21 protein-coding genes are annotated in these 17,622 nt (G+C 70.9%); 12 read left to right on the top strand and 9 right to left on the bottom strand.

Annotated features, from left to right (window positions below):
- The first annotated feature begins 101 nt into the window (after positions 1 to 101).
- The 3 genes from QSK34_RS21985 to QSK34_RS21995 are packed head-to-tail and all read left to right on the top strand — an operon-like array spanning position 102 to position 3,047.
- Positions 102 to 1,064, top strand: coding sequence for a Bug family tripartite tricarboxylate transporter substrate binding protein (locus tag QSK34_RS21985; protein ID WP_161479675.1), 963 nt, complete (start codon positions 102 to 104; stop codon positions 1,062 to 1,064).
- Positions 1,064 to 1,546 carry a tripartite tricarboxylate transporter TctB family protein gene (locus tag QSK34_RS21990; protein ID WP_285586112.1) on the top strand — a complete coding sequence of 161 codons (483 nt, stop codon included), beginning with the start codon at positions 1,064 to 1,066 and terminating at the stop codon, positions 1,544 to 1,546. The genes QSK34_RS21985 and QSK34_RS21990 overlap by 1 nt, the downstream gene beginning before the upstream one ends.
- 1 nt (position 1,547) lies before the next feature.
- A complete protein-coding gene (locus tag QSK34_RS21995) occupies positions 1,548 to 3,047 on the top strand; it encodes a tripartite tricarboxylate transporter permease (protein WP_285586113.1) in 1,500 nt (499 codons plus the stop codon).
- A gap of 163 nt (positions 3,048 to 3,210) precedes the next feature.
- Here the strand turns inward: QSK34_RS21995 and QSK34_RS22000 are convergent, their stop codons facing one another.
- Entirely contained in the window at positions 3,211 to 4,155 is a 945-nt protein-coding gene (locus QSK34_RS22000; RefSeq protein ID WP_285586114.1) for a TetR/AcrR family transcriptional regulator, read from the bottom strand.
- Between the two features lie 69 nt (positions 4,156 to 4,224).
- Here QSK34_RS22000 and QSK34_RS22005 point away from each other — a divergent pair, with 69 nt between their 5' ends.
- The gene (locus tag QSK34_RS22005) at positions 4,225 to 5,370 is read left to right on the top strand and encodes a cytochrome P450 (RefSeq protein ID WP_285586115.1); all 1,146 of its coding nucleotides are present in this window, start codon (positions 4,225 to 4,227) and stop codon (positions 5,368 to 5,370) included.
- On the opposite strand, the gene QSK34_RS22010 is transcribed toward QSK34_RS22005, so the two are convergent.
- Complete coding sequence (locus QSK34_RS22010) at positions 5,367 to 5,651, bottom strand: hypothetical protein (RefSeq protein ID WP_285586116.1); 285 nt, start codon at positions 5,649 to 5,651, stop codon at positions 5,367 to 5,369. The genes QSK34_RS22005 and QSK34_RS22010 overlap by 4 nt on opposite strands.
- Positions 5,648 to 6,043 (bottom strand): hypothetical protein, encoded by a 396-nt coding sequence (locus QSK34_RS22015; RefSeq protein WP_285586117.1) that lies wholly within the window; start codon positions 6,041 to 6,043, stop codon positions 5,648 to 5,650. Before QSK34_RS22015 ends, QSK34_RS22010 begins: the two co-directional genes overlap by 4 nt.
- A gap of 54 nt (positions 6,044 to 6,097) precedes the next feature.
- On the opposite strand from QSK34_RS22015, the gene rraA reads away from it, so the two are divergent.
- Positions 6,098 to 6,574 (top strand): ribonuclease E activity regulator RraA, encoded by a 477-nt coding sequence (gene rraA / locus QSK34_RS22020; protein WP_285586118.1) that lies wholly within the window; start codon positions 6,098 to 6,100, stop codon positions 6,572 to 6,574.
- Positions 6,575 to 6,579: 5 nt separating this feature from the next.
- Complete coding sequence (locus QSK34_RS22025; protein ID WP_285586119.1) at positions 6,580 to 7,071, top strand: DinB family protein; 492 nt, start codon at positions 6,580 to 6,582, stop codon at positions 7,069 to 7,071.
- An 11-nt stretch (positions 7,072 to 7,082) separates the two neighbouring features.
- Here QSK34_RS22025 and QSK34_RS22030 read toward each other — a convergent pair whose 3' ends face one another.
- Positions 7,083 to 8,027, bottom strand: coding sequence for a hypothetical protein (locus QSK34_RS22030; protein WP_285586120.1), 945 nt, complete (start codon positions 8,025 to 8,027; stop codon positions 7,083 to 7,085).
- Positions 8,028 to 8,251: 224 nt separating this feature from the next.
- Entirely contained in the window at positions 8,252 to 8,782 is a 531-nt protein-coding gene (locus QSK34_RS22035) for a DUF4365 domain-containing protein (protein WP_285586121.1), read from the bottom strand.
- A gap of 176 nt (positions 8,783 to 8,958) precedes the next feature.
- Between QSK34_RS22035 and QSK34_RS22040 the strand changes: the two genes are divergently transcribed.
- Positions 8,959 to 9,348, top strand: a complete 390-nt coding sequence (locus QSK34_RS22040; protein WP_285586122.1) for a DUF2255 family protein — start codon at positions 8,959 to 8,961, stop codon at positions 9,346 to 9,348.
- On the opposite strand, the gene QSK34_RS22045 is transcribed toward QSK34_RS22040, so the two are convergent.
- The gene (locus QSK34_RS22045; protein WP_285586123.1) at positions 9,330 to 10,607 is read right to left on the bottom strand and encodes a C40 family peptidase; all 1,278 of its coding nucleotides are present in this window, start codon (positions 10,605 to 10,607) and stop codon (positions 9,330 to 9,332) included. The genes QSK34_RS22040 and QSK34_RS22045 overlap by 19 nt on opposite strands.
- Before the next feature lie 204 nt (positions 10,608 to 10,811).
- Here QSK34_RS22045 and QSK34_RS22050 point away from each other — a divergent pair, with 204 nt between their 5' ends.
- On the top strand, positions 10,812 to 11,186 hold the full coding sequence (locus QSK34_RS22050; RefSeq protein WP_285586124.1) for a DoxX family protein: 375 nt from the start codon (positions 10,812 to 10,814) through the stop codon (positions 11,184 to 11,186).
- Here QSK34_RS22050 and QSK34_RS22055 read toward each other — a convergent pair.
- On the bottom strand, positions 11,174 to 11,785 hold the full coding sequence (locus tag QSK34_RS22055) for a phosphatase PAP2 family protein (protein ID WP_285586125.1): 612 nt from the start codon (positions 11,783 to 11,785) through the stop codon (positions 11,174 to 11,176). The genes QSK34_RS22050 and QSK34_RS22055 overlap by 13 nt on opposite strands.
- A gap of 90 nt (positions 11,786 to 11,875) precedes the next feature.
- Between QSK34_RS22055 and QSK34_RS22060 the strand changes: the two genes are divergently transcribed.
- Entirely contained in the window at positions 11,876 to 13,105 is a 1,230-nt protein-coding gene (locus QSK34_RS22060) for a sensor histidine kinase (RefSeq protein WP_285586126.1), read from the top strand.
- Positions 13,106 to 13,108: 3 nt separating this feature from the next.
- On the opposite strand, the gene QSK34_RS22065 is transcribed toward QSK34_RS22060, so the two are convergent.
- Complete coding sequence (locus QSK34_RS22065; RefSeq protein WP_285586127.1) at positions 13,109 to 13,792, bottom strand: response regulator transcription factor; 684 nt, start codon at positions 13,790 to 13,792, stop codon at positions 13,109 to 13,111.
- Between the two features lie 82 nt (positions 13,793 to 13,874).
- Between QSK34_RS22065 and QSK34_RS22070 the strand changes: the two genes are divergently transcribed.
- Genes QSK34_RS22070 through QSK34_RS22080 form a run of 3 tightly spaced genes read left to right on the top strand, consistent with a single transcriptional unit; the run spans position 13,875 to position 16,731 of the window.
- Positions 13,875 to 14,909: a sensor histidine kinase gene (locus tag QSK34_RS22070; protein WP_285586128.1), complete on the top strand. Its 1,035-nt coding sequence runs from the start codon at positions 13,875 to 13,877 to the stop codon at positions 14,907 to 14,909.
- Positions 14,906 to 15,574, top strand: coding sequence for a response regulator (locus QSK34_RS22075; RefSeq protein ID WP_285586129.1), 669 nt, complete (start codon positions 14,906 to 14,908; stop codon positions 15,572 to 15,574). Before QSK34_RS22070 ends, QSK34_RS22075 begins: the two co-directional genes overlap by 4 nt.
- Before the next feature lie 32 nt (positions 15,575 to 15,606).
- Positions 15,607 to 16,731 (top strand): alpha/beta hydrolase, encoded by a 1,125-nt coding sequence (locus QSK34_RS22080; RefSeq protein WP_285586130.1) that lies wholly within the window; start codon positions 15,607 to 15,609, stop codon positions 16,729 to 16,731.
- A 74-nt stretch (positions 16,732 to 16,805) separates the two neighbouring features.
- Here QSK34_RS22080 and QSK34_RS22085 read toward each other — a convergent pair whose 3' ends face one another.
- Positions 16,806 to 17,558 (bottom strand): hypothetical protein, encoded by a 753-nt coding sequence (locus QSK34_RS22085; RefSeq protein ID WP_161479658.1) that lies wholly within the window; start codon positions 17,556 to 17,558, stop codon positions 16,806 to 16,808.
- Positions 17,559 to 17,622: the final 64 nt, after the last annotated feature.

The following is a 17,622-nucleotide window of genomic DNA, read 5'->3' on the forward strand; positions in this document are numbered from 1 at the left end:
CAATACGACCTATATGACGTCAATCACATAAAGGATCGACGGATCGTGCGGGTTCGCTCAGCATCCTCACCACGTTCAGGTAACCAGTGTGGGAGTCGGCGATGCGACGAACTCTGATATTGGCGGCGGCGTTGCTGGCCGCCGTCGCGGCATGTGGGGCCCCGTCGTCCGGCGGCGGAACCTCGGCCCTCAAGATCATGGCTCCGGCCGCGCCCGGCGGCGGGTGGGACACCACGTCCAGGACCGCCGAGCAGGCCTTCAAGTCGGCCGACCCGAACCTCAAGGTCGAGGTCTACAACGTGCCCGGCGCCGGTGGCACGATCGGCCTCACCCAGCTCGTCGGGGAGAAGGGCAACGGCAACCTGCTCATGACGATGGGCCTGGTCATGGTGGGCGCCATCGAACAGAACAAGTCCCAGGTCACGCTGGCCGAGACGACGCCCATCGCCAAGCTGACCGAGGAGTACGAGATCGTCGTCGTACCCGCGAACTCGCCCTTCCAGACCCTTCAGGACCTCGCGACCGCCTGGAAGACCGACCCCGCCAAGGTCGCCGTGGCCGGCGGTTCGGCCGGCGGCACCGACCACATCCTGGCCGGGCTGATGGCCAAGGCGGCCGGGGTCGACCCGAAGCTGGTCAACTACATCGCCCACTCGGGCGGCGGTGAGGCGCTGAACTCGCTGCTCGGCGGCAAGGTCGCGATCGGCATCTCCGGCATCGGCGAGTTCGCCGAGCACGTGAAGTCGGGCAAGCTGCGCGCGCTGGGCGTCTCGTCGCCCGACCGTCTGGAGAGCATCGACGCGCCGACGCTGAAGGAGGGCGGGCTCGACGTCGAACTCGCCAACTGGCGCGGGTTCGTGGCCCCGGGCGGGCTCGACGACGCCGCCAAGCAGTCGCTCACCGACCTGGTGACCAAGATGCACGACTCGGCGGCGTGGAAGGACGCGGTGGCCAAGAACGGCTGGATCGACGTCTTCCAGACCGGGCAGCCGTTCGCCGACTATCTGAACTCCGAGTCGGCCCGGGTGAAGGGCATCATCGCCGAGATGGGGCTCGTGTCCTGATGAGGTGGAGGAACCCGGAACTGCTGCTCGCGGGGGCCGTGCTGGCCCTCGGCGTGTTCGTCATCGTCGGCACCGCCGACGTGACGGCGGCGGCTTCGACGCTCGGGCTGGGACCGCGGTTCTTCCCGATCATCGTCGGCTCCGCCATGATCGCGACCGGCGTCTTCTATGTGGTCGACGTGCTCCGGGGTGGTCAGGGCGACCCGGAGGAGAGCGAGGACGTCGACCCGTCGGCGACGTCCGACAAGAAGTCGGTCGCCCTGATCAGCGTGATCTTCCTGGCGTTCGCCGTGTCGGTCGACCTGCTGGGCTGGATCGTCGCGGGCGCGCTGCTGTTCTTCGGGGTGTCGTGGGTGCTCGGCGCCGAGAACCGGCTGCGGGCCGGGGCGCTGGCGATCGTGCTGGCCGTGGCGTCCTACCTGGCCTTCGTGAAGGGCCTCGGCGTCACGCTGCCCGGCGGGCCGCTGGAGGGGCTGATCTGAGATGGACTCGCTCCAGCTGCTGCTCGACGGCTTCGCCACGGCGTTCACGCCGGTCAACCTCCTGTACGCCCTCGTCGGCGTCACCCTCGGCACCCTCGTGGGCGTGCTCCCCGGCATCGGCCCCGCGATGACCGTGGCGCTGCTCCTGCCGATCACCTTCAACGTGCCGCCGGCCAGCGCGTTCATCATGTTCGCCGGGATCTACTACGGCGGCATGTACGGCGGTTCGACCACGTCCATCCTGCTGAACACGCCGGGCGAGAGCTCGTCCATGATCACGGCACTGGAGGGCAACAAGATGGCCCGCCGGGGCCGCGCCGCCCAGGCGCTGGCCACGGCGGCGATCGGTTCGTTCGTCGCCGGTACGATCGCCACCGCCCTCCTGGTGGTGGCCGCCCCTCTCGTGGTCGACTTCGCGATCTCCTTCGGCCCGGAGGACTACCTCGCGCTGGCGATCCTGGCCTTCACGGCCGTGTCGTCGGTGTTGTCGCGGTCGGTCGTCCGCGGCCTCGCGTCGCTGGGGATCGGCCTGGTCATCGGCCTGATCGGCATCGACCAGCAGACCGGCCAGGCCCGCCTGACCCTGGGCATCCCGCAACTGCTCGACGGCATCGACGTCGTCGTGGTGGCCGTGGGCCTCTTCGCCCTGGGCGAGGTCCTGTACGTCGCCTCCCGGCTCCGCCACGGCCACCCCGAGGTGATCCCGGTGGGCCGCGCGTTCATGGGCCGCTCCGACTGGGCCCGCTCGTGGAAGCCGTGGTTGCGCGGCACGGCACTGGGCTTCCCCTTCGGCGCCCTGCCGGGAGGCGGGGCCGAGATCCCGACGTTCCTGTCGTATTCGGTGGAGAAGCGCCTGGCCAAGGGACACGAGTTCGGCGAGGGCGCGATCGAGGGCGTGGCCGGTCCGGAGGCGGCCAACAACGCCTCCGCCGCCGGAACCCTGGTGCCGTTGCTGACCCTGGGCCTGCCGACGTCGGCCACCGCCGCCATCCTCCTGGCCGCCTTCCAGCAGTACGGCCTCCAGCCCGGCCCCCAGCTCTTCGACCACAACCCCGCCCTGGTCTGGGGCATGATCGCGTCTCTCTTCGTGGGGAACGCGATGCTGCTCGTGCTGAACCTGCCGCTGGCCCCCGTGTGGGCCAGGGTGCTGCACATCCCCCGGCCTTACCTCTACGCGGGCATCCTGCTGTTCGCGGCCCTGGGCGTCTACGCGCTCAACGCCTCGTGGGTGGACCTGGTCGTCCTCTACCTGCTGGGCCTGATCGGCTTCGCGATGCGCAGGTTCGGCCTGCCGCTCGCCCCGGCGGTGATCGGCCTGATCCTGGGGCCGATGGCCGAGATCCAGCTCCGGCGCGCCTTGGCGATCGGCGCGGGCGACGCGACGGTCCTGGTGACCAGCCCGATCGCGGCGATCCTGCTGACCCTGTCGGCGCTGATCCTGGCGGCGCCCCTGGTGCGCCGCCTTCTGTCACGCCGCAAGCGGGAGGCAGTGCGGACCTGATTTCCACAGGCTGTGGACGGCCATCGCGGAAACGTCGGCCGGACGGGAGAACCTGACCCCATCCCGGGCGGGCGGGCGCGGCATCCGGGGTCGTCGTCCACAGGCTGTGAACAGCCGGCGGGAAACCGTCGGCCACCGATCTCCGGGCGCCCGTTGTCTCAGGTCACAGCAGCGGGCGCACCGGATGTGATGCGACGGCGTGGCAGGCGCCGAAACCCTCGGCCCTGGCCACGATGCGGCCGTTCGTGACCCGGACGGCCGTCTCCGTCGTACTCACGCCCTCCGGCCCGTAGAGCACCCGCAACGGCGGGGCGGCCCGGAGGGGCTCCAGGCAGTGCAGGGTGTCGCCGATGACGAGCTGGGCCAGCAGCGCCAGCTCCTCGCCCGCCGCCACGATGAGGGTCACGTCGTCGGAGGTGGCCCGCATGGCCTCTTCGACGGCCGACACCCGATGGGGCGCGAGGGTGACCACGACGCCCTCGGGCAGGTCGCCGGCCGGTTCGTCGACCACGTCGACCTTGGCCGCGAACGCCAGGTGGGGCGGCGGCCAGGAGTCGCCGAGGTCGAGGGCGGCGAGGTGTTCGCAGGCGCGGACCACGTCGAAGAGGTCGGTGAAGCCGCTGAACTGGCCGGCGCCGTGGAGGATCGTGAGCGCCTGTTCGGCGACGCGGACCTGCCGGCCTGCGCCCGGGTCGAGGCGTTCGAGGGTCAGGCCGAGCAGGATCGCGCTCAGCTTGACGAGCTGGGCGAACGGCTTGCGGGTCGCCTCGTCGGCCATGACCTCGGGCAGCAGGTCGCGGCCCAGCCACGCCTCCGAGCTGATCGGCACACCGGCCAGCCAGGCGCGGGCGAACTCATGGAGGGCCTCGGCCCGGGTGGTCGCGGGCGCGGCCGTCACGGCGGGACGTTCGGCGGCCAGGACCGCGAAGTAGAGCGCCCGTTTGCCGGGGAAGTTGGAGTAGACCGCGCCCCGGGTGAGCTCGGCCCGCTCGGCGATGTCGTCTATCTTCGCGTCGCGGAAGCCGTACAGGAGGAATTCGGCGCGCGCGGCGGCGAGCACCTTCTCACGGGTGAGCCGCTGGTGCTCCACACGGGACAGCCGAGCCATTTCGCCTCCGCCTTGCCGGACCGACACCGCCCAGGATAGCGTCGCCATCCAGATGTTCTTATCATCTGAATGTCCGGAGGGCTCGTGTACGAGATCGACCTCGCCGCCACCATGGGCGACCCGTTCGGCGTCTACGGCCGGGCCAGGGAGGCGGGCCCGCTCGCCGTCCTCCGGATGCCGGGCGCCCCGGAGTGGATGGTCGTCACCCGCTACGACGACATCCGGGCGGCGCTCACCGATCCCCGGCTGGAGATCCGGCCGGAGAGCTTCATGCGTCCCGACGTGCCCGACGACTGTCTCCCGTACATGCGGACCATGAGCGAGATGAACGGCGCCGAGCACGCCCGCCTGCGCAAGGCCGCCGCCCCGGCCTTCACCCCACGCCGGGCCGAGGCGTTCCGCACCCGGATCACCGAGATCGTCGGCCGCCTGCTCGACCCGCTCGACGGCGAGACCGACCTCATCCCCGCCTTCACCCGTCCGCTGCCCATGGACGTCATCTGCGCCCTGGTCGGCGTCCCCGAGGACGACCGCGAGCGGTGGCGCGCCCACGGCCGGGTCGTCGACACGCCCGGCGGCCCCGGCTTCGCCGCGGCGATCCCCGGCATCATGGACGGCGCGAAGGCGGCGGTGGCCCGGCGGCGCGCCGAGCCGGGCGACGACCTGCTGTCCGACCTGGTGGCCACGGAACTGACCGACCAAGAGCTCGTGACCCTGGTCTGGCACCTGATCCTCGCCGGCCAGACCCCCACGAACCTCATCGCCAACGCCGTGCTGGCCCTGCTCACCCACCCCGCCCAACTGGCCGTGCTCCGCGACCGGCCCGGCCTGATGCCGCGAGCGGTCGAGGAGCTGACCCGGTTCTGCGGCCCGACGATATTGTCGATCCCCCGGTACGCCCGCGAGCCTATGGACCTGTGCGGGGTCGAGATCGCCGCCGGCACCCCGGTGACCTGCGCGCTCGTGGGCGGCAACCGCGACCCCCGGGTGTTCGACGACCCCGAGGAGCTCGACGTCACCCGCGAACGCGCGCCCCACCTGGGCTTCGCGCACGGCCCGCACTTCTGCGTCGGCGCCTCGATCGCCCGGGTGACCACCCAGGTCGCGCTGACCGAACTGCTCAAGCGCGACCTGGAGCTCGCCGCCGACCCGGCGACGCTGCGCACCCCCGACCCGGGCACCTACCGGCTGACCGCGCTGCCGGTCCGGCTCTAGTGTTTGCGCTTCCCGCCGATGACGATGATCTTCTGTCGGCCGTCGGCGAAGTTCGAGGCGACCGACGCGTTCACGCTGTTGGCCGACCCGTTCACGTTGGAGAAGTTGCCGCTGTTCACGCCGTTCCTGCGATTGCGGTAATTGCCGCTGTTGTAACTGTTGCCGACGTTGGTGATGGCGCCGCGGTCCTTGGTGACGTTGGTGATGCCGGCCGACGCGATCGGCCCCGGGCCGCCGCCCATCAGGGCCGGGACGATGGCGAGCGTCGCGATGATCATCATTTGACCAGACCCCCGACCTTGGTCTTCTGAGGCCCGTTGGCGAGGTTCGCGCTGTTGGAGGAGTTGTTGCTGCTGGTCGCCCCGTTGGCGTTGGAGAAGTTCCCGCTGTTCACCGGATTCCCCTTGTTGCTGTAGTTGCCGCTGTCGACCGAGTTCCCGCTCGCGATGGCCCCGTTGACGCACAGCGTCGGCGAGTTGTCCACGGGCGAGTTGTAGTTGATCAGCCGGTTGCCGCAGACCAGGCTCGGCACCAGTCCGACCACCGAGCCCAGGTCGGCCCCGACGATCCCGCCGAGCAACGAGGGCTCGGGATCGGCGTGCGCGGCGGGCACGCCCAACACCACACCACCGGCGGCCACGAGGGCCACGAGAGCCCGAAGCAAGAACCTCATGGACCGGCACCCTAGTGACTGCACGGTCACCCATGGTGACGGCATGCGAGGATCATGCACATGTCCACCGCCGATCTTTACGACGAGCATGGCGAGGCCCTGCAGTCGTGCAGCCTCCAGTTCCGTCAGTACGGCGCCCGCCGCGCCTTCCACGGCCTGATCACGACGCTCCGCTGCCACGAGGACAACGCGCTGCTCAAGGCGATCCTGGAGGAGCCCGGCGAGGGCCGGGCCCTGGTCGTCGACGGCGGCGGCTCCCTGGAGGCCGCCCTGCTGGGCGACGTCATCGCCGGCACGGCCGCCGCCAACGGCTGGGCGGGCGTGGTCGTCAACGGCGCCGTCCGCGACGTGGTCGCCCTCGGCGCCATCGACCTGGGCGTAAAGGCGCTCGGCAGCAACCCGCGCAAGAGCCACAAACACGGTCTCGGCACCCGCGACGTCGCCGTCATCTTCGGCGGCGTGCTGTTCCACCCCGGCGCGACGATCTACAGCGACGACGACGGCATTCTGGTGACCACCCGAGGAAGATGACCGACATGACCACAGAGCAGGAACGCGCCGACCTCATCGAGTCCCTCGCCGCGCAACGCCGCTTCCTCCGCCACGCCGTCGACGGCCTGACCGACGACCAGGCCCGCCTCCGCCCGACGGCCAGCGACCTGTGCCTCGGCGGCATCGTCAAGCACGTCGCCCTGATGGAGGCCGCCTGGGCCCGCTTCGCCTCGGGCGGCGCGGCGGCGATGCAGGCCGTCCAGGTCGACTGGACGAGCCAGTTCCGCATGGAGGACGACGAGCACCTCGACGACCTGCTGGCGATCTGGGAGGGCACCGCCACCGCGACCGACGACCTGGTCCGCACCCTCGACCTCGACCAGGTCCACGAACTGCCCCGCGCACCGTGGTTCCCGCCGGGCGCGACCCGCTCGGCCCGGCGTGCCTTCACCCACCTGATCGGCGAGATCGCCCAGCACGCGGGCCACGCCGACATCATCCGCGAGACCATCGACGGCCAGAAGACGATGGGCTGACCGGACGGCGGTCAGCCCTCGTCGCGGGCCATGGGCAGCGTACGCAGAAAGCTCGAATCCACCGCGATGTCACCCTGAAGCCGCCAGGCACGGCGTTCGAAGACCAGATCACCGCTGACGGTGAAGGGTACGCGCGATCTGTAGGCGATGATCGCCCAGTCATGATCAGGGCCGTCCAGAGTCATATGGACGTTTCTGTATCGCCCGTTCACCTCGGCATGCAGAATGACCGCTCCGGACTCGTTCTCGTCACGACCGCCTTCTCTGGTGAGAGATTTGACCGTCCCGATGAGCGTTACCCGTCGTTTCGGCTCTTCTTGCCGGATGAGCCGCTCCCGTACCCGCCCCAATTGGGGGATGACCTGTCGTTCCAATTTGATGGGTGTGTCTCCGACCAGCGGCCTCTCCAGCGCGGCGGCCCACTCGAAGGACAGGTCGATGGCTCTCAGCGCTTCAGGTTCGGCCATGTCCTCGATGGCCTCGACCAGCCCTGCGCTGAGCCCCCAACGCGACGGTTCGTCGAACGCGGCGAGGTCTCGCCCTTCAGTGATGTTCCTGGTGGTCTCCAGCCCTCTGGCCAACGTCTCCATCACACGGCGTTGGAATGGCGGAGCAAGCTGGCCGGACTCGGATGCTTCGTTTTCACCGAGCCGGGAGACGACGGTGAAGACGAAACTTCCGCGTTTGGTGTGACCGAGACGAACATCGTCTTCGAGGAAATCGGTTACGGCCGCGGGCCTTCGTCCCAGATGCGAATGGTCGGGATTGGCCGCGGTGGTGGCCGCCGCACGGAGCAGTTTCCAGATGCCCTCGATGGTGAGTTCGGCCTGGCGGAGCGGAATGGTCCCGTCGGTCATCGCCTGATCGAGTCGCACGAAGAAAAGGTCGGCCCGCGTCGCGATGATGTGCTCTTGGAGGACTTCGGGATCCCAGTCGTTCACTTTGCCGATCGTCACCAGCGCGTCATAGAAGCGATCTGCGAAGTCCAGATAACTGGAGTCGAGGGGTAGGAGCAGGCGCCCTCGGAGCCTTCCGTCGTCTGAGGGGAGCGACCAGACCTCACGGACGTGATCGACCCTTGACTCCAACCGCCATGACTCCGTTGCCAGAAACTGCGATACCGCGGCAGGCGAGAGGCTGTGTGCCATCTCCAGGATCGAGGGGTCCTGAGCAGAAGCAGTCACAGGTCACCCCCCTCGCCGATCGACTTCATGATCCCGTGAAGCCCTGGTACGTCCAACAGATTACTGCGGGGCAGGTGGACGGTTTTGGTAGCCCGATCGTCCTCTATGACGCCGAGATCAGCGGCCCGCTGTACATAAAGACGGCTGCCGCTGAACAGCCCGCGCTCGTCCTGCGACAACCAGGGGCCTTCCGGCAGAAGAAGGACGCCAAGATAGGCCGGAATATAGCGCTTGGGATGGGTCAACTTGGCGAATGGCTTCGCTTCCATCCGCCAGACCAGGTGATCGTCCTTCAGCAAATGCTGCTGCGAGGTCGCCTTGAGTTGGAGTTCGAACTCGGGGGCGTAGTAGAGCTCGTATTCGGCCGACGCCGCGATCGTGATGTCGACGCCGTCGTAGTCCGTCGTGTGTTTCTTGATCGACATGCGGGCAGCCGCAACGAGCATCTGCACATACGCAAGGCTGAACTGGGCCTTGGCCTCGCTGAGAGGGAGCCCGTCGGGAACTTCGGCAGCCGGCCCGCTCATGGACCACCGAAAGCTTCCGTCATGCGGTCTCCAACCGGGACACGATCAACGATGACCGATCAAGGAGATTACTCCGTAACCGGCCTTGGAGATCCGCTTTGCCGATATCCGCCGGCGTACGGCTCACCGGCGAGCCTCCGGCTCTCGCCCGGGGGCGCGGCGGAGCATTGACGACCATGACATGGACTCAGGACGAGCTCGTCGCCATCGGAGAGGCCGAGGAGCTGGAGATCTCGCCTCAGCGGGCCGACGGCAGTTTCCTCAAGCCCGTCACCGTCTGGGTCGTCCGGCACGACGACGACCTCTACGTCCGCTCCTACAAGGGCGAGGGCGGCCGGTGGTTCCGGGCCGCGCGCGAGCGGGGTGAGGGGCACGTCAGCGCCGGTGGGGTCAGCAAGGACGTCGGGTTCGTGCTCGAGGGCGACTCGACGGTCAACGACGGGATCGACCTGGCGTACCGGATGAAGTATCGCGACCAGGACGCCGCCTACGTCGACCCGATGGTCGCCGGTCCGGCCAAGGAGACGACCATCCGGCTCGTGCCCCGTCAGGCCGCCACGCGGTAGAAGCCGGGCAGGCGGTCTCTGCTCACGTCGATCGGGTCGACCCGGATCACCGTTCCGGTGCGCAGGGCGTTGATGACCTTGCCGTCGCCGATGAAGACGGCCACGTGGCGGGTGTCCGACGGGCTGCGGCCGTAGAAGACGAGGTCTCCGGGGCGGCCCGTCGTCGACCTGGTCAGCTTCCTGAGCTGGCCGTTGGTGTTCTCGCCGCCCAGGACGTCGCGGCCGTAGGCCAGGTGGTAGACCCAGCGGGCGAAGCCCGAGCAGTCGACGCCGAACGTCACGTCGGCGCGGCACGGGAGCGGGCCGGTGTACCAGTTGCAGGTGCCGAACGACGGGCCGGGGGCCGAGCCGTGGCCGCCGCCCCACGCGTAGGGGACGAAGCCGCCCTGCCAGCCCTGCATGGCGCGGCCGTCCTTGATCGCGGTGGCGATCCGCACGATCTCCGAGCCGGGGGTGGGCTCGGGCGGGGCGCAGTCGGCGGCCGTCGTGACGGCGTTGCCCATGAAGCCGTCGGTGCCGAAGGTGAAGACGGCGCCGTCGCCCGCCGCCAGGGTGTAGCCGTCGGCGGTGGCCGCCGCGACGCCGATGATCGGCTTGGTGAGCCGCAGGGACGCCGCCGAGCCGTGGAAGGCGGCTCCGGCCAGGGCGAACACCGCGCCGTCTGCGCCGGCGAGCACCAGTCCGGCGCCCGCCGAGGTGGCGGAGACGACGGGGGCCTTCAGGTTCGAGGGCTTCTTCGGCACGGCCGCCGCGTCCCCGTACGCCCAGACCGAGCCGTCGGCGGCGACGAGCCAGTAGCCCTTCCCCGACGCGGTGGCCACGATGTCGACGACCGCGTGTCTGCGCGCCGTGAGGGTGCCGTCGGGGGCGACCACGGTGCCGTCGGCGGTGGTCAGCCACAGGCCGCCCTCGGTACGCGTCGACCCGACGACCGGGGAGGTCAGCGCGGGCGTGGTCGTGCGGGCGACCTTCGCGTCCCCGTACGCCCAGACGGTGCCGTCGGCGGCGGCGAGCCAGTAGCCCTCCCCCGACGCGGTCGCCTCGATGGCGACGGCGGGCCTGCCGGGGGAGCCGAAGAGCTTCGCGGTGCCGTAGGCATGCACGCGGCCGTCGCGGCCGGCCAGCCAGTAGCCGCCGTCGAGTGACGTGATGCCCGCGATCTCGCCCGGCGGGCACTCGTCGGGCGGGGTGGCGGCGCGGGCCGGAACCCCGACCAGCAGGGCGAGCAGCAGGACACAGGCGAGCACGATCCTTCGCATGAAGCGGAGCATGCCGGGCCATCACCGGCCTTAAGGGTCACTGGTGACGATTGGTATGACAGGGAACCGGACGGACACGTCACGACGTCTGACCCGGATGCGCATAGGGCATGCCCGGCTGATCGGCGCGGCAATCAGCGGGGGCGGGCGCCGTCCGGAATGGGCTAGGTTTCAGTTGAATCTTCAAGTCAAAAGGAAACCCCCATGAACATAGTCCTCTGGGTCGTCGCGGCCCTCCTCACCCTCGCCTTCCTCGGCGCGGGCGCGATGAAGATCGGCCGCCCCAAGGAGGAACTGGCCAAGTCGGGCCTCGCGTGGACCGAGGACTTCTCGGCCGGGCAGGTCAAGGCGATCGGCGTGGTCGAGGCGCTGGGGGCGCTGGGGCTGGTGTTGCCGGGGGTGACCGGGATCGCGCCGATCCTCGTGCCGGTCGCGGCGACCGGGCTGGCCGTCGCCATGGCGGGCGCGGTGCTCGTCCACGTGCGCCGCAAGGAGCTTCCGCAGGCCGTCCCGGCGGCTGTGCTGCTGGTGCTGGCGGCGTTCGTCGCCTGGGGACGCTTCGGCCCCTACCCGCTCTGAGTTCTCCCCAGGCTGTGGACAACCTCGCGGGCCGTGTCGTGGAGCACGATGATCGACGACGCCGCCACCGCGAGCACCGCCGCCAGCACGTCGGTGGGGTAGTGCACCCCGAGGTAGACACGGGCCAGCATCTGCCCCACCACGAGCACCGCGCCGACCGCGACCACCCAGGGCCGGCGGGCCAGCACCCAGGCGGCCACGGCCACGGCGGCCGTCAAGCAGACGTGCCCCGAGGGGAAACTCGTGTCGCCCATCTCGCCGAGCATCGAGAAGGCGACCGGCGGCCGGGGCCGGTCGAACACGACCTTCAGCAGCGCCCCGAGCCCCCACCCGGCCAGCACCACCAGCAGCGCCCGCACCGCCTCGGGCGTCCGCACGACCAGCACGAACACCCCCATGGCCAGGGAGATGACGATCCCCGCCTCGGTGCCGAAAAGCAGGTTGAGGATCAGGGCGATCCCGGTGAGAACGGGGTTTCTCACGTCGTGGACGACCTGGACCAGCGCCCCGTCGACGGCGGTCCAGGCGGGGATCTCGGCGACGACGCCGAGCACCGTCACGAGAACCAGCAGCGGCAGCCCGGCGACAAACCTGATCACCATTTCACGCTAGGGAGCACCTGGTCAGCGGCCGATGAGGGTTCGGTTAACCCTCCGTTCACTTTCCCGACCGCCTGGGACGATAGCGACATGACGCCCGAAGGGACCCCACTGCGGCAGCGTGCCCTCGCCGCGATCCTCGGGGTGACCGCCCTCGCGATCGTGTTGTTCGCGGTGCCGCTGGCGGTGCTGACCAACGACCGCTACCACGACCGGACCGCCTCCGAACTGGCCCGCAGCGCCTCCCGCCACGCCACCGCACTCCGCGACGACCCCACGGTGCTGCCCCGCGAGGACGACGAGGACATCGTCATCGGCATCTACTCCCACGAGGGCGCGCTGACCCGGGGCGCCGGCCCGGCGACCTCCCCCCTCGCCGCCCGCACCATCCGCGACGGCCTGCCCCACCAGGGCGAGGAGGGCGCCGACTACGTCGCGGCGGCCCCCATCCCGTCCGGGACGGGCGTGGTCAGGGTGTCCACCCCCTCCGAGGAGGTCGACGAGGAGGTGTACGAGGCCTGGCAGCTCATCGCGATCCTGGCGCTGGCCGCGCTCGGCGTCGGGGCGGCCGTGGCCATCTACCTGTCGCGGCGGCTGGCCATCCCCCTCGAACGGCTCACCGGCGCCGCGCAGGCCCTGGGCGACGGCGATTTCACCGTACGGGCCCCCAAATCAGGTGTCCTGGAGGTCGACCAGGCGGGCGAGGCCCTCGCGGCCACGGCCAGGCGGCTCGGCGAGGTGCTGGCCCGGGAGCGGGCGTTCAGCGGCGAGGTGTCCCACCAGCTCCGCACCGGCGTGACCGGCCTGATGCTGGGCCTGGAGTCGGCCCTCGACCGGCCCTCGCCCGAGAAGGTGGCCAGCGCCATGGCGCGGGCCGAACGGCTCCAGACCATCATCGAGGACCTGGTGACGCTCTCCCGCGACACCGGCCACGCCCCGCTCGACCTGCCGGTCCTGATCGCCGAGATCCGCGCCGACTGGGAGGAGGTGACGATCCGCGTCGACGACGACCTGCCCGAGGTGACGGCCTCGACGGCGGCGGTGCGCCAGATCCTCCTCGTGCTGCTCGACAACGCCCGGCGGCACGGCGCGGGCGAGATCACCCTGACCGTGACCGACGTCGGCGCGGGCATCGCCGTGAACGTCTCCGACGAGGGCGACGGCGTGCCCGAGGGCCGCGACATCTTCGGCCGCATCCCCCGCGACGGCCACGGCATCGGCCTCGGCCTGGCCCGCTCACTGGCCGAGGCGGAGGGCGGAAGGCTGATCCTGCGGCGCGAACGCCCGCCGACCTTCAGCCTCCTGCTGCCGAGCCGCTGACCGTCAGGCCTCCATCCGGTAGCCGCGCCCCCGGACCGTCGTGATCCGGGGCGCCCGGCCGCCGGGCTCCTCCAGCTTGCGCCGCAGCGCGAACACGTGGACGTCGAGCGTCTTGGTCGAGCCGAACCAGTTCTCGTCCCAGACCCGGTCCATCAGCTCCTCGCGCGTCACGACCTCGCCCGGCTGTCCGGCCAGCACCGCGAGCAGGTCGAACTCCTTGGGCCTGAGCGACAACTCGACCCCGTCGAGGTAGGCCCGCCGGGCCGCGACGTCGAGCCGCAGCCCGCCCACCGACAGCGCCCGCCCCGGCGACACCACGGCCTGCCGCCGCAGGTGGGCCCGCAGCCGGGCCATCAGCTCGGCCAGCCGGAACGGCTTGGTCAGGTAGTCGTCGGCCCCCGCGTCGAGGGCCACCACGACGTCGAGCTCCTCGGTCCGGGCGGTCAGCACCACGATCACCGCCTCGGGCGCGGCCAGCCGCAACTTCCGGCACACCACCACGCCGTCGACGTCGGGCAGCCCGAGGTCGAGCAGCACCAGGTCGGGCACTCCGTCGTGGGCGAGATCGATGGCCGACCGCCCGGTGACGGCCAGCACGGGGACATACCCGTTCACGCCCAGGGCCTCGACCAGTTCGGCCCCGATCACCGGATCGTCCTCGACGACGAGCACCTTCGCAGCAGCCACCCGTTCATCCTGCCGGATCAGGCCCGCCACCCCTACCTGAGAGTGACGCGGACCAGCCGCCCGCCTTTCTACCGTTGGTGCCATGAGGTTCGGACCGCTTCCCCGCGCACTGGTCGTCGTGGCCGCCGTGCTCCTGGCCATGACGGGCGACGACCAGTTCGCCCAGATCGTGGCCGTCGTGCACGCCGCGATGCTGGTCGCGGCCCTGTGGTGGCCGGTGCCGGCCTGGGCCGCGTCGAGCGTGCTGCTCGTCTGGGTGCAGCTCACCCATCCGCCGGGCGCCAACGACACGATGTACGGGTGGCTCGTGCAGGCCGGGATCGTCCTGCTGGTGGCCCTCCGAGTCGACACCAGGCTCGACGCCGGGAAGGCCGCCCTGTTCACCGCGGCCGGCGTGCTGCCGGTCCTGCCCGGCGGCCCGCTCGCCGTGGTCGCGGTCGCGGGGGCCGGGGCGGCCGGGTGGCTGATCCGCAGCCGCCGGGACACCCAGGCGGCGCTCGCCGAGGAGCGTGGTCAGCGGGCCCTCCTCGAAGAGCGGGCCCGGATCGCCAGGGAGCTCCACGACGTGGTCGCCCACCACATGTCGGTGATCGCGATCCAGGCCGACGCGGGCCCCCACCGGGTCGCCGACCCGCCGCCGGAGCTGACCGAGGCGTTCGCCACGATCCGCTCGACCGCGTTGGAGGGGCTCGGCGAGCTGCGCCGCCTGCTCGGCCTGCTCCGGGCCGAACCCGATGTCAGCCCGCAGCCGTCGCTCACGGACCTCGACCGGCTGGCCGCGGGCGCGACCCTGGAGACCACCGGTGACCTGGGGGACGTCCCGCGCGGGGTAGGGCTGAACGCGTACCGGATCGTGCAGGAGGCGCTGACCAACACGATGCGGCACGCACCCGGCGCGGCCGTCACGGTCCGGGTCGTCCGCGACGATCGCGAGCTCCGGATCGGCGTCACGAACACCCGTCCGCACGACCCGCCCAAGGCCGGGCCCGGGGCCGGGCACGGCATCCTGGGCATGCGGGAGCGCGCGGCCATGCTGGGCGGCACCCTCACCACCGGACCCACCGCCGACGGCGGCTACGCCGTCAGCGCCGTGTTGCCCCTCACGGAGACGTCATGACCATCCGCGTGCTCATCGCCGACGACCAGGCCATGGTCAGGGAGGGCTTCTCGATCCTGCTCGGCGTCCAGCCGGGGATCGAGGTGGCCGGCACGGCCGTCGACGGCGCCGACGCCGTGGCCAAGGCCGCCGCGCTGGCGCCCGACGTGATCGTCATGGACGTCCGGATGCCCGGCACGAACGGCATCGAGGCGACCCGGGAGATCACCCGCACCCTCCCGGCCCGCGTGCTCATCCTCACCACGTTCGACCTCGACGAGTACGTCTACGAGGCGCTCCGCGCCGGAGCCAGCGGCTTCCTGCTGAAGGACGCCTCCGGCGACCGGCTCGCCGAGGCGATCAGGGTGGTCGCGGCGGGCGACGCGCTGCTCGCACCGGCCGTGACCCGCCGCCTGATCAGCCAGTTCGCCCGCCAGGGCGGGGTCGCGCCGCCCGACGTCACCGAGCGGATCGCCGGCCTGACCGAACGGGAGACCGAGGTGCTGGTCCTGGTCGCCCGGGGCCTGTCGAACACCGAGATCGCCGCCGCCATCCACGTGGCCGAGCAGACCGTCAAGTCCCACGTCGGCCGCATCCTGTCCAAGCTCCACCTGCGCGACCGCACCCAGGCGGCCGTCTTCGCCTATGAGACCGGCCTGGTCACCCCCGGCCGGATGACCTTCTAAGGAACCCCCTCATGACAAGAGTTCTCTTTCGCATGCTCAGAATCCTGATCGCCCTCGTGGCCTCGCTGCTCGCCTTCGTGGCCGGGGCGCTCGTCCTCGGCGGCTACGTCCCCGCGATCCCGAAGGCCGGCATCATCGGCCCGGTCCTGACCGGCCAGTATCCGCTGCACGTCGCCCTCATCGGGCTGGCCGGCCTGCTGCTCGGGCTGCTGGCGCTGCGGCTGGGCCTGCGGCGGTGGGGCCGCGTGCTGACCGTGGTCACCTCGGTCGCGACCGCCGGGGCGGTGGTCGTGGCGGGCCTCCAGGCCAAGGCGGCCTACGAGGCCGGGACCGACGTCCAGTGGGCGGAGATGTTCACCCAGATCGCCTACCCCGGGGTGCGGCCCGACGTCACCGAGACGTTCGCCGGAGACCTCCAGGCCGACGTCTACCTGCCGCGCGGCGCCTCGGCCAGGACGCCCGCCATCGTGCTGGCCCACGCGGGCGGCTTCCACACCTTCGACCGCGGTGACCTGCGCGGCACCGGCCGCTGGCTGGCCGACCACGGCGTGGCCGCCATCGCCGTCGACTACCGCCTGTCGGCTCCGGGCGCGCCCACCTGGGACAGGGCCCCGCAGGACTTCGTCTGCGCTCTGGCCTGGACCCGCGCCAACGCGACCCGTTTCAACCTCGACGTCGACCGGTTGTCGATGGGCGGCATGTCGGCCGGCGGCGGCCTGGCGCTGAACGCCGCCTACCGTCTGCGGACCGGGGAGATCACGTCGAGCTGCGGCGACGTCCCGCCACCTCCGGCGAGCGTGGTCGGGTTCTACCCGGTCACCGACGTGTCGGAGATGTGGACCCGGAACGTCGACGGCAGCCGGAACGCGGCGGTGCTCTACACCGGCGGCAGTCCGTCGGAGTTCCCCGGCCGCTACCGCGAGGTCTCCCCGAAGACGTTCGTCCGGCCGGGCCTCATGCCGACCCTACTGGTCGTCGGAGACCGCGACCGCAGCGCCCGCCCCCAGGACGTGACCGCCTTCGCCCGGCTGCTGGAGGACAACGGCGTCCCGGTGACCACGAAGATCCTCCCGTTCGCCGAGCACTCCCCCGACGACGCCTACGGCAGCCTCCCCGCCCAGCACAGCCGCCAGATCCTCCTGGACTTCCTTTCATAGCCTTATTGATTTGGTTACCATACAAACTAAGATCCAGGGCCCCGCCGCACTCTCCCCGGCGGGGCCCTTACGCCTCACTCGTCCGGTAGCAGATAGCGCCACGACAACACGAACACACCCGACTTGGTCTCGAAGATCGGCAGGCCCGCGTCCGGAACCGGCGGGGCGGCCTTGACCAGGGCCGGGACCTCCGCGCCCGTCAGGTCCTTCTGCCACACGGGGTCGATCTGGCCCGACGGCTCCGGCACGCCCGCAGGCCACGGCGTGCGCTTGCCCTCGGCGGTCGGCACCGACTCGGCGACCACGCGGACCCGGTCGGAGGTGTAGGCCTCCTTCTTGTCGGCCGCCTTGGTCGCCAGGCCGTCGAGGAGCTTCTTGGCCTCGACGAGTTCCTTGGGGTAGAAGTCGGCGACCTGGTCGAGCGCCTCGGCCCGCACCTCGATCAGCTTGCCGTCGTCACCGGCCACGGCCAGCACGGTCGCCGGGATGTCGGTCACCATCGGCGCGCCCGGCTTCGGCGTGGCGGTGGGCGGCTGCCCGGTCAGGTACTTCCGCAACGCGTCGACGGTCTGGGTGACCTCGGCCTCGGGGATGGTCATCCGGTACGCCGCGTCGGCGATCACCAGGCCGTCGCCGTAGACGACGACCCGGGGGGCGCGCAGCACGTTCATGCTGGCGGTGACGAACCCGCCTTCGGCCCGCAGCACCGCGACCGGCGTGGCCGGGGCGCTCTTCTCCGGCTCGGCCGCGGTCGCGGTCGGTTCGCCGCCGCCACAGGCCGTGACCAGCGACAACAGGGCCACCAGCAGGGTGGTTCTCAGTCTCATGCCCCAGAGACGTAAGGCCGGTCACGGTGGTTCAGGCGGGAGTCGCATGTCACAGGATCGGGTC

It is taken from the genome of Herbidospora sp. NBRC 101105, from assembly GCF_030269205.1.
GTDB lineage: Bacteria > Actinomycetota > Actinomycetes > Streptosporangiales > Streptosporangiaceae > Herbidospora > Herbidospora solisilvae.

Coding starts and splice junctions, on each gene's coding strand:
- QSK34_RS22010 (WP_285586116.1), bottom strand. CDS start 5,651: ATGATGATCATCGCGACGCTCGCCATCGTCCCGGCCCTGATGGGCGGC.
- QSK34_RS22040 (WP_285586122.1), top strand. CDS start 8,959: ATGACATGGACTCAGGACGAGCTCGTCGCCATCGGAGAGGCCGAGGAG.
- QSK34_RS22085 (WP_161479658.1), bottom strand. CDS start 17,558: ATGAGACTGAGAACCACCCTGCTGGTGGCCCTGTTGTCGCTGGTCACG.
- QSK34_RS22075 (WP_285586129.1), top strand. CDS start 14,906: ATGACCATCCGCGTGCTCATCGCCGACGACCAGGCCATGGTCAGGGAG.
- QSK34_RS22070 (WP_285586128.1), top strand. CDS start 13,875: ATGAGGTTCGGACCGCTTCCCCGCGCACTGGTCGTCGTGGCCGCCGTG.
- QSK34_RS22035 (WP_285586121.1), bottom strand. CDS start 8,782: ATGAGCGGGCCGGCTGCCGAAGTTCCCGACGGGCTCCCTCTCAGCGAG.
- rraA (WP_285586118.1), top strand. CDS start 6,098: ATGCACATGTCCACCGCCGATCTTTACGACGAGCATGGCGAGGCCCTG.
- QSK34_RS22050 (WP_285586124.1), top strand. CDS start 10,812: ATGAACATAGTCCTCTGGGTCGTCGCGGCCCTCCTCACCCTCGCCTTC.
- QSK34_RS21990 (WP_285586112.1), top strand. CDS start 1,064: ATGAGGTGGAGGAACCCGGAACTGCTGCTCGCGGGGGCCGTGCTGGCC.
- QSK34_RS21995 (WP_285586113.1), top strand. CDS start 1,548: ATGGACTCGCTCCAGCTGCTGCTCGACGGCTTCGCCACGGCGTTCACG.
- QSK34_RS22005 (WP_285586115.1), top strand. CDS start 4,225: ATGTCCGGAGGGCTCGTGTACGAGATCGACCTCGCCGCCACCATGGGC.
- QSK34_RS22000 (WP_285586114.1), bottom strand. CDS start 4,155: ATGGCTCGGCTGTCCCGTGTGGAGCACCAGCGGCTCACCCGTGAGAAG.
- QSK34_RS22015 (WP_285586117.1), bottom strand. CDS start 6,043: ATGAGGTTCTTGCTTCGGGCTCTCGTGGCCCTCGTGGCCGCCGGTGGT.
- QSK34_RS21985 (WP_161479675.1), top strand. CDS start 102: ATGCGACGAACTCTGATATTGGCGGCGGCGTTGCTGGCCGCCGTCGCG.
- QSK34_RS22080 (WP_285586130.1), top strand. CDS start 15,607: ATGCTCAGAATCCTGATCGCCCTCGTGGCCTCGCTGCTCGCCTTCGTG.
- QSK34_RS22060 (WP_285586126.1), top strand. CDS start 11,876: ATGACGCCCGAAGGGACCCCACTGCGGCAGCGTGCCCTCGCCGCGATC.
- QSK34_RS22045 (WP_285586123.1), bottom strand. CDS start 10,607: ATGCGAAGGATCGTGCTCGCCTGTGTCCTGCTGCTCGCCCTGCTGGTC.
- QSK34_RS22025 (WP_285586119.1), top strand. CDS start 6,580: ATGACCACAGAGCAGGAACGCGCCGACCTCATCGAGTCCCTCGCCGCG.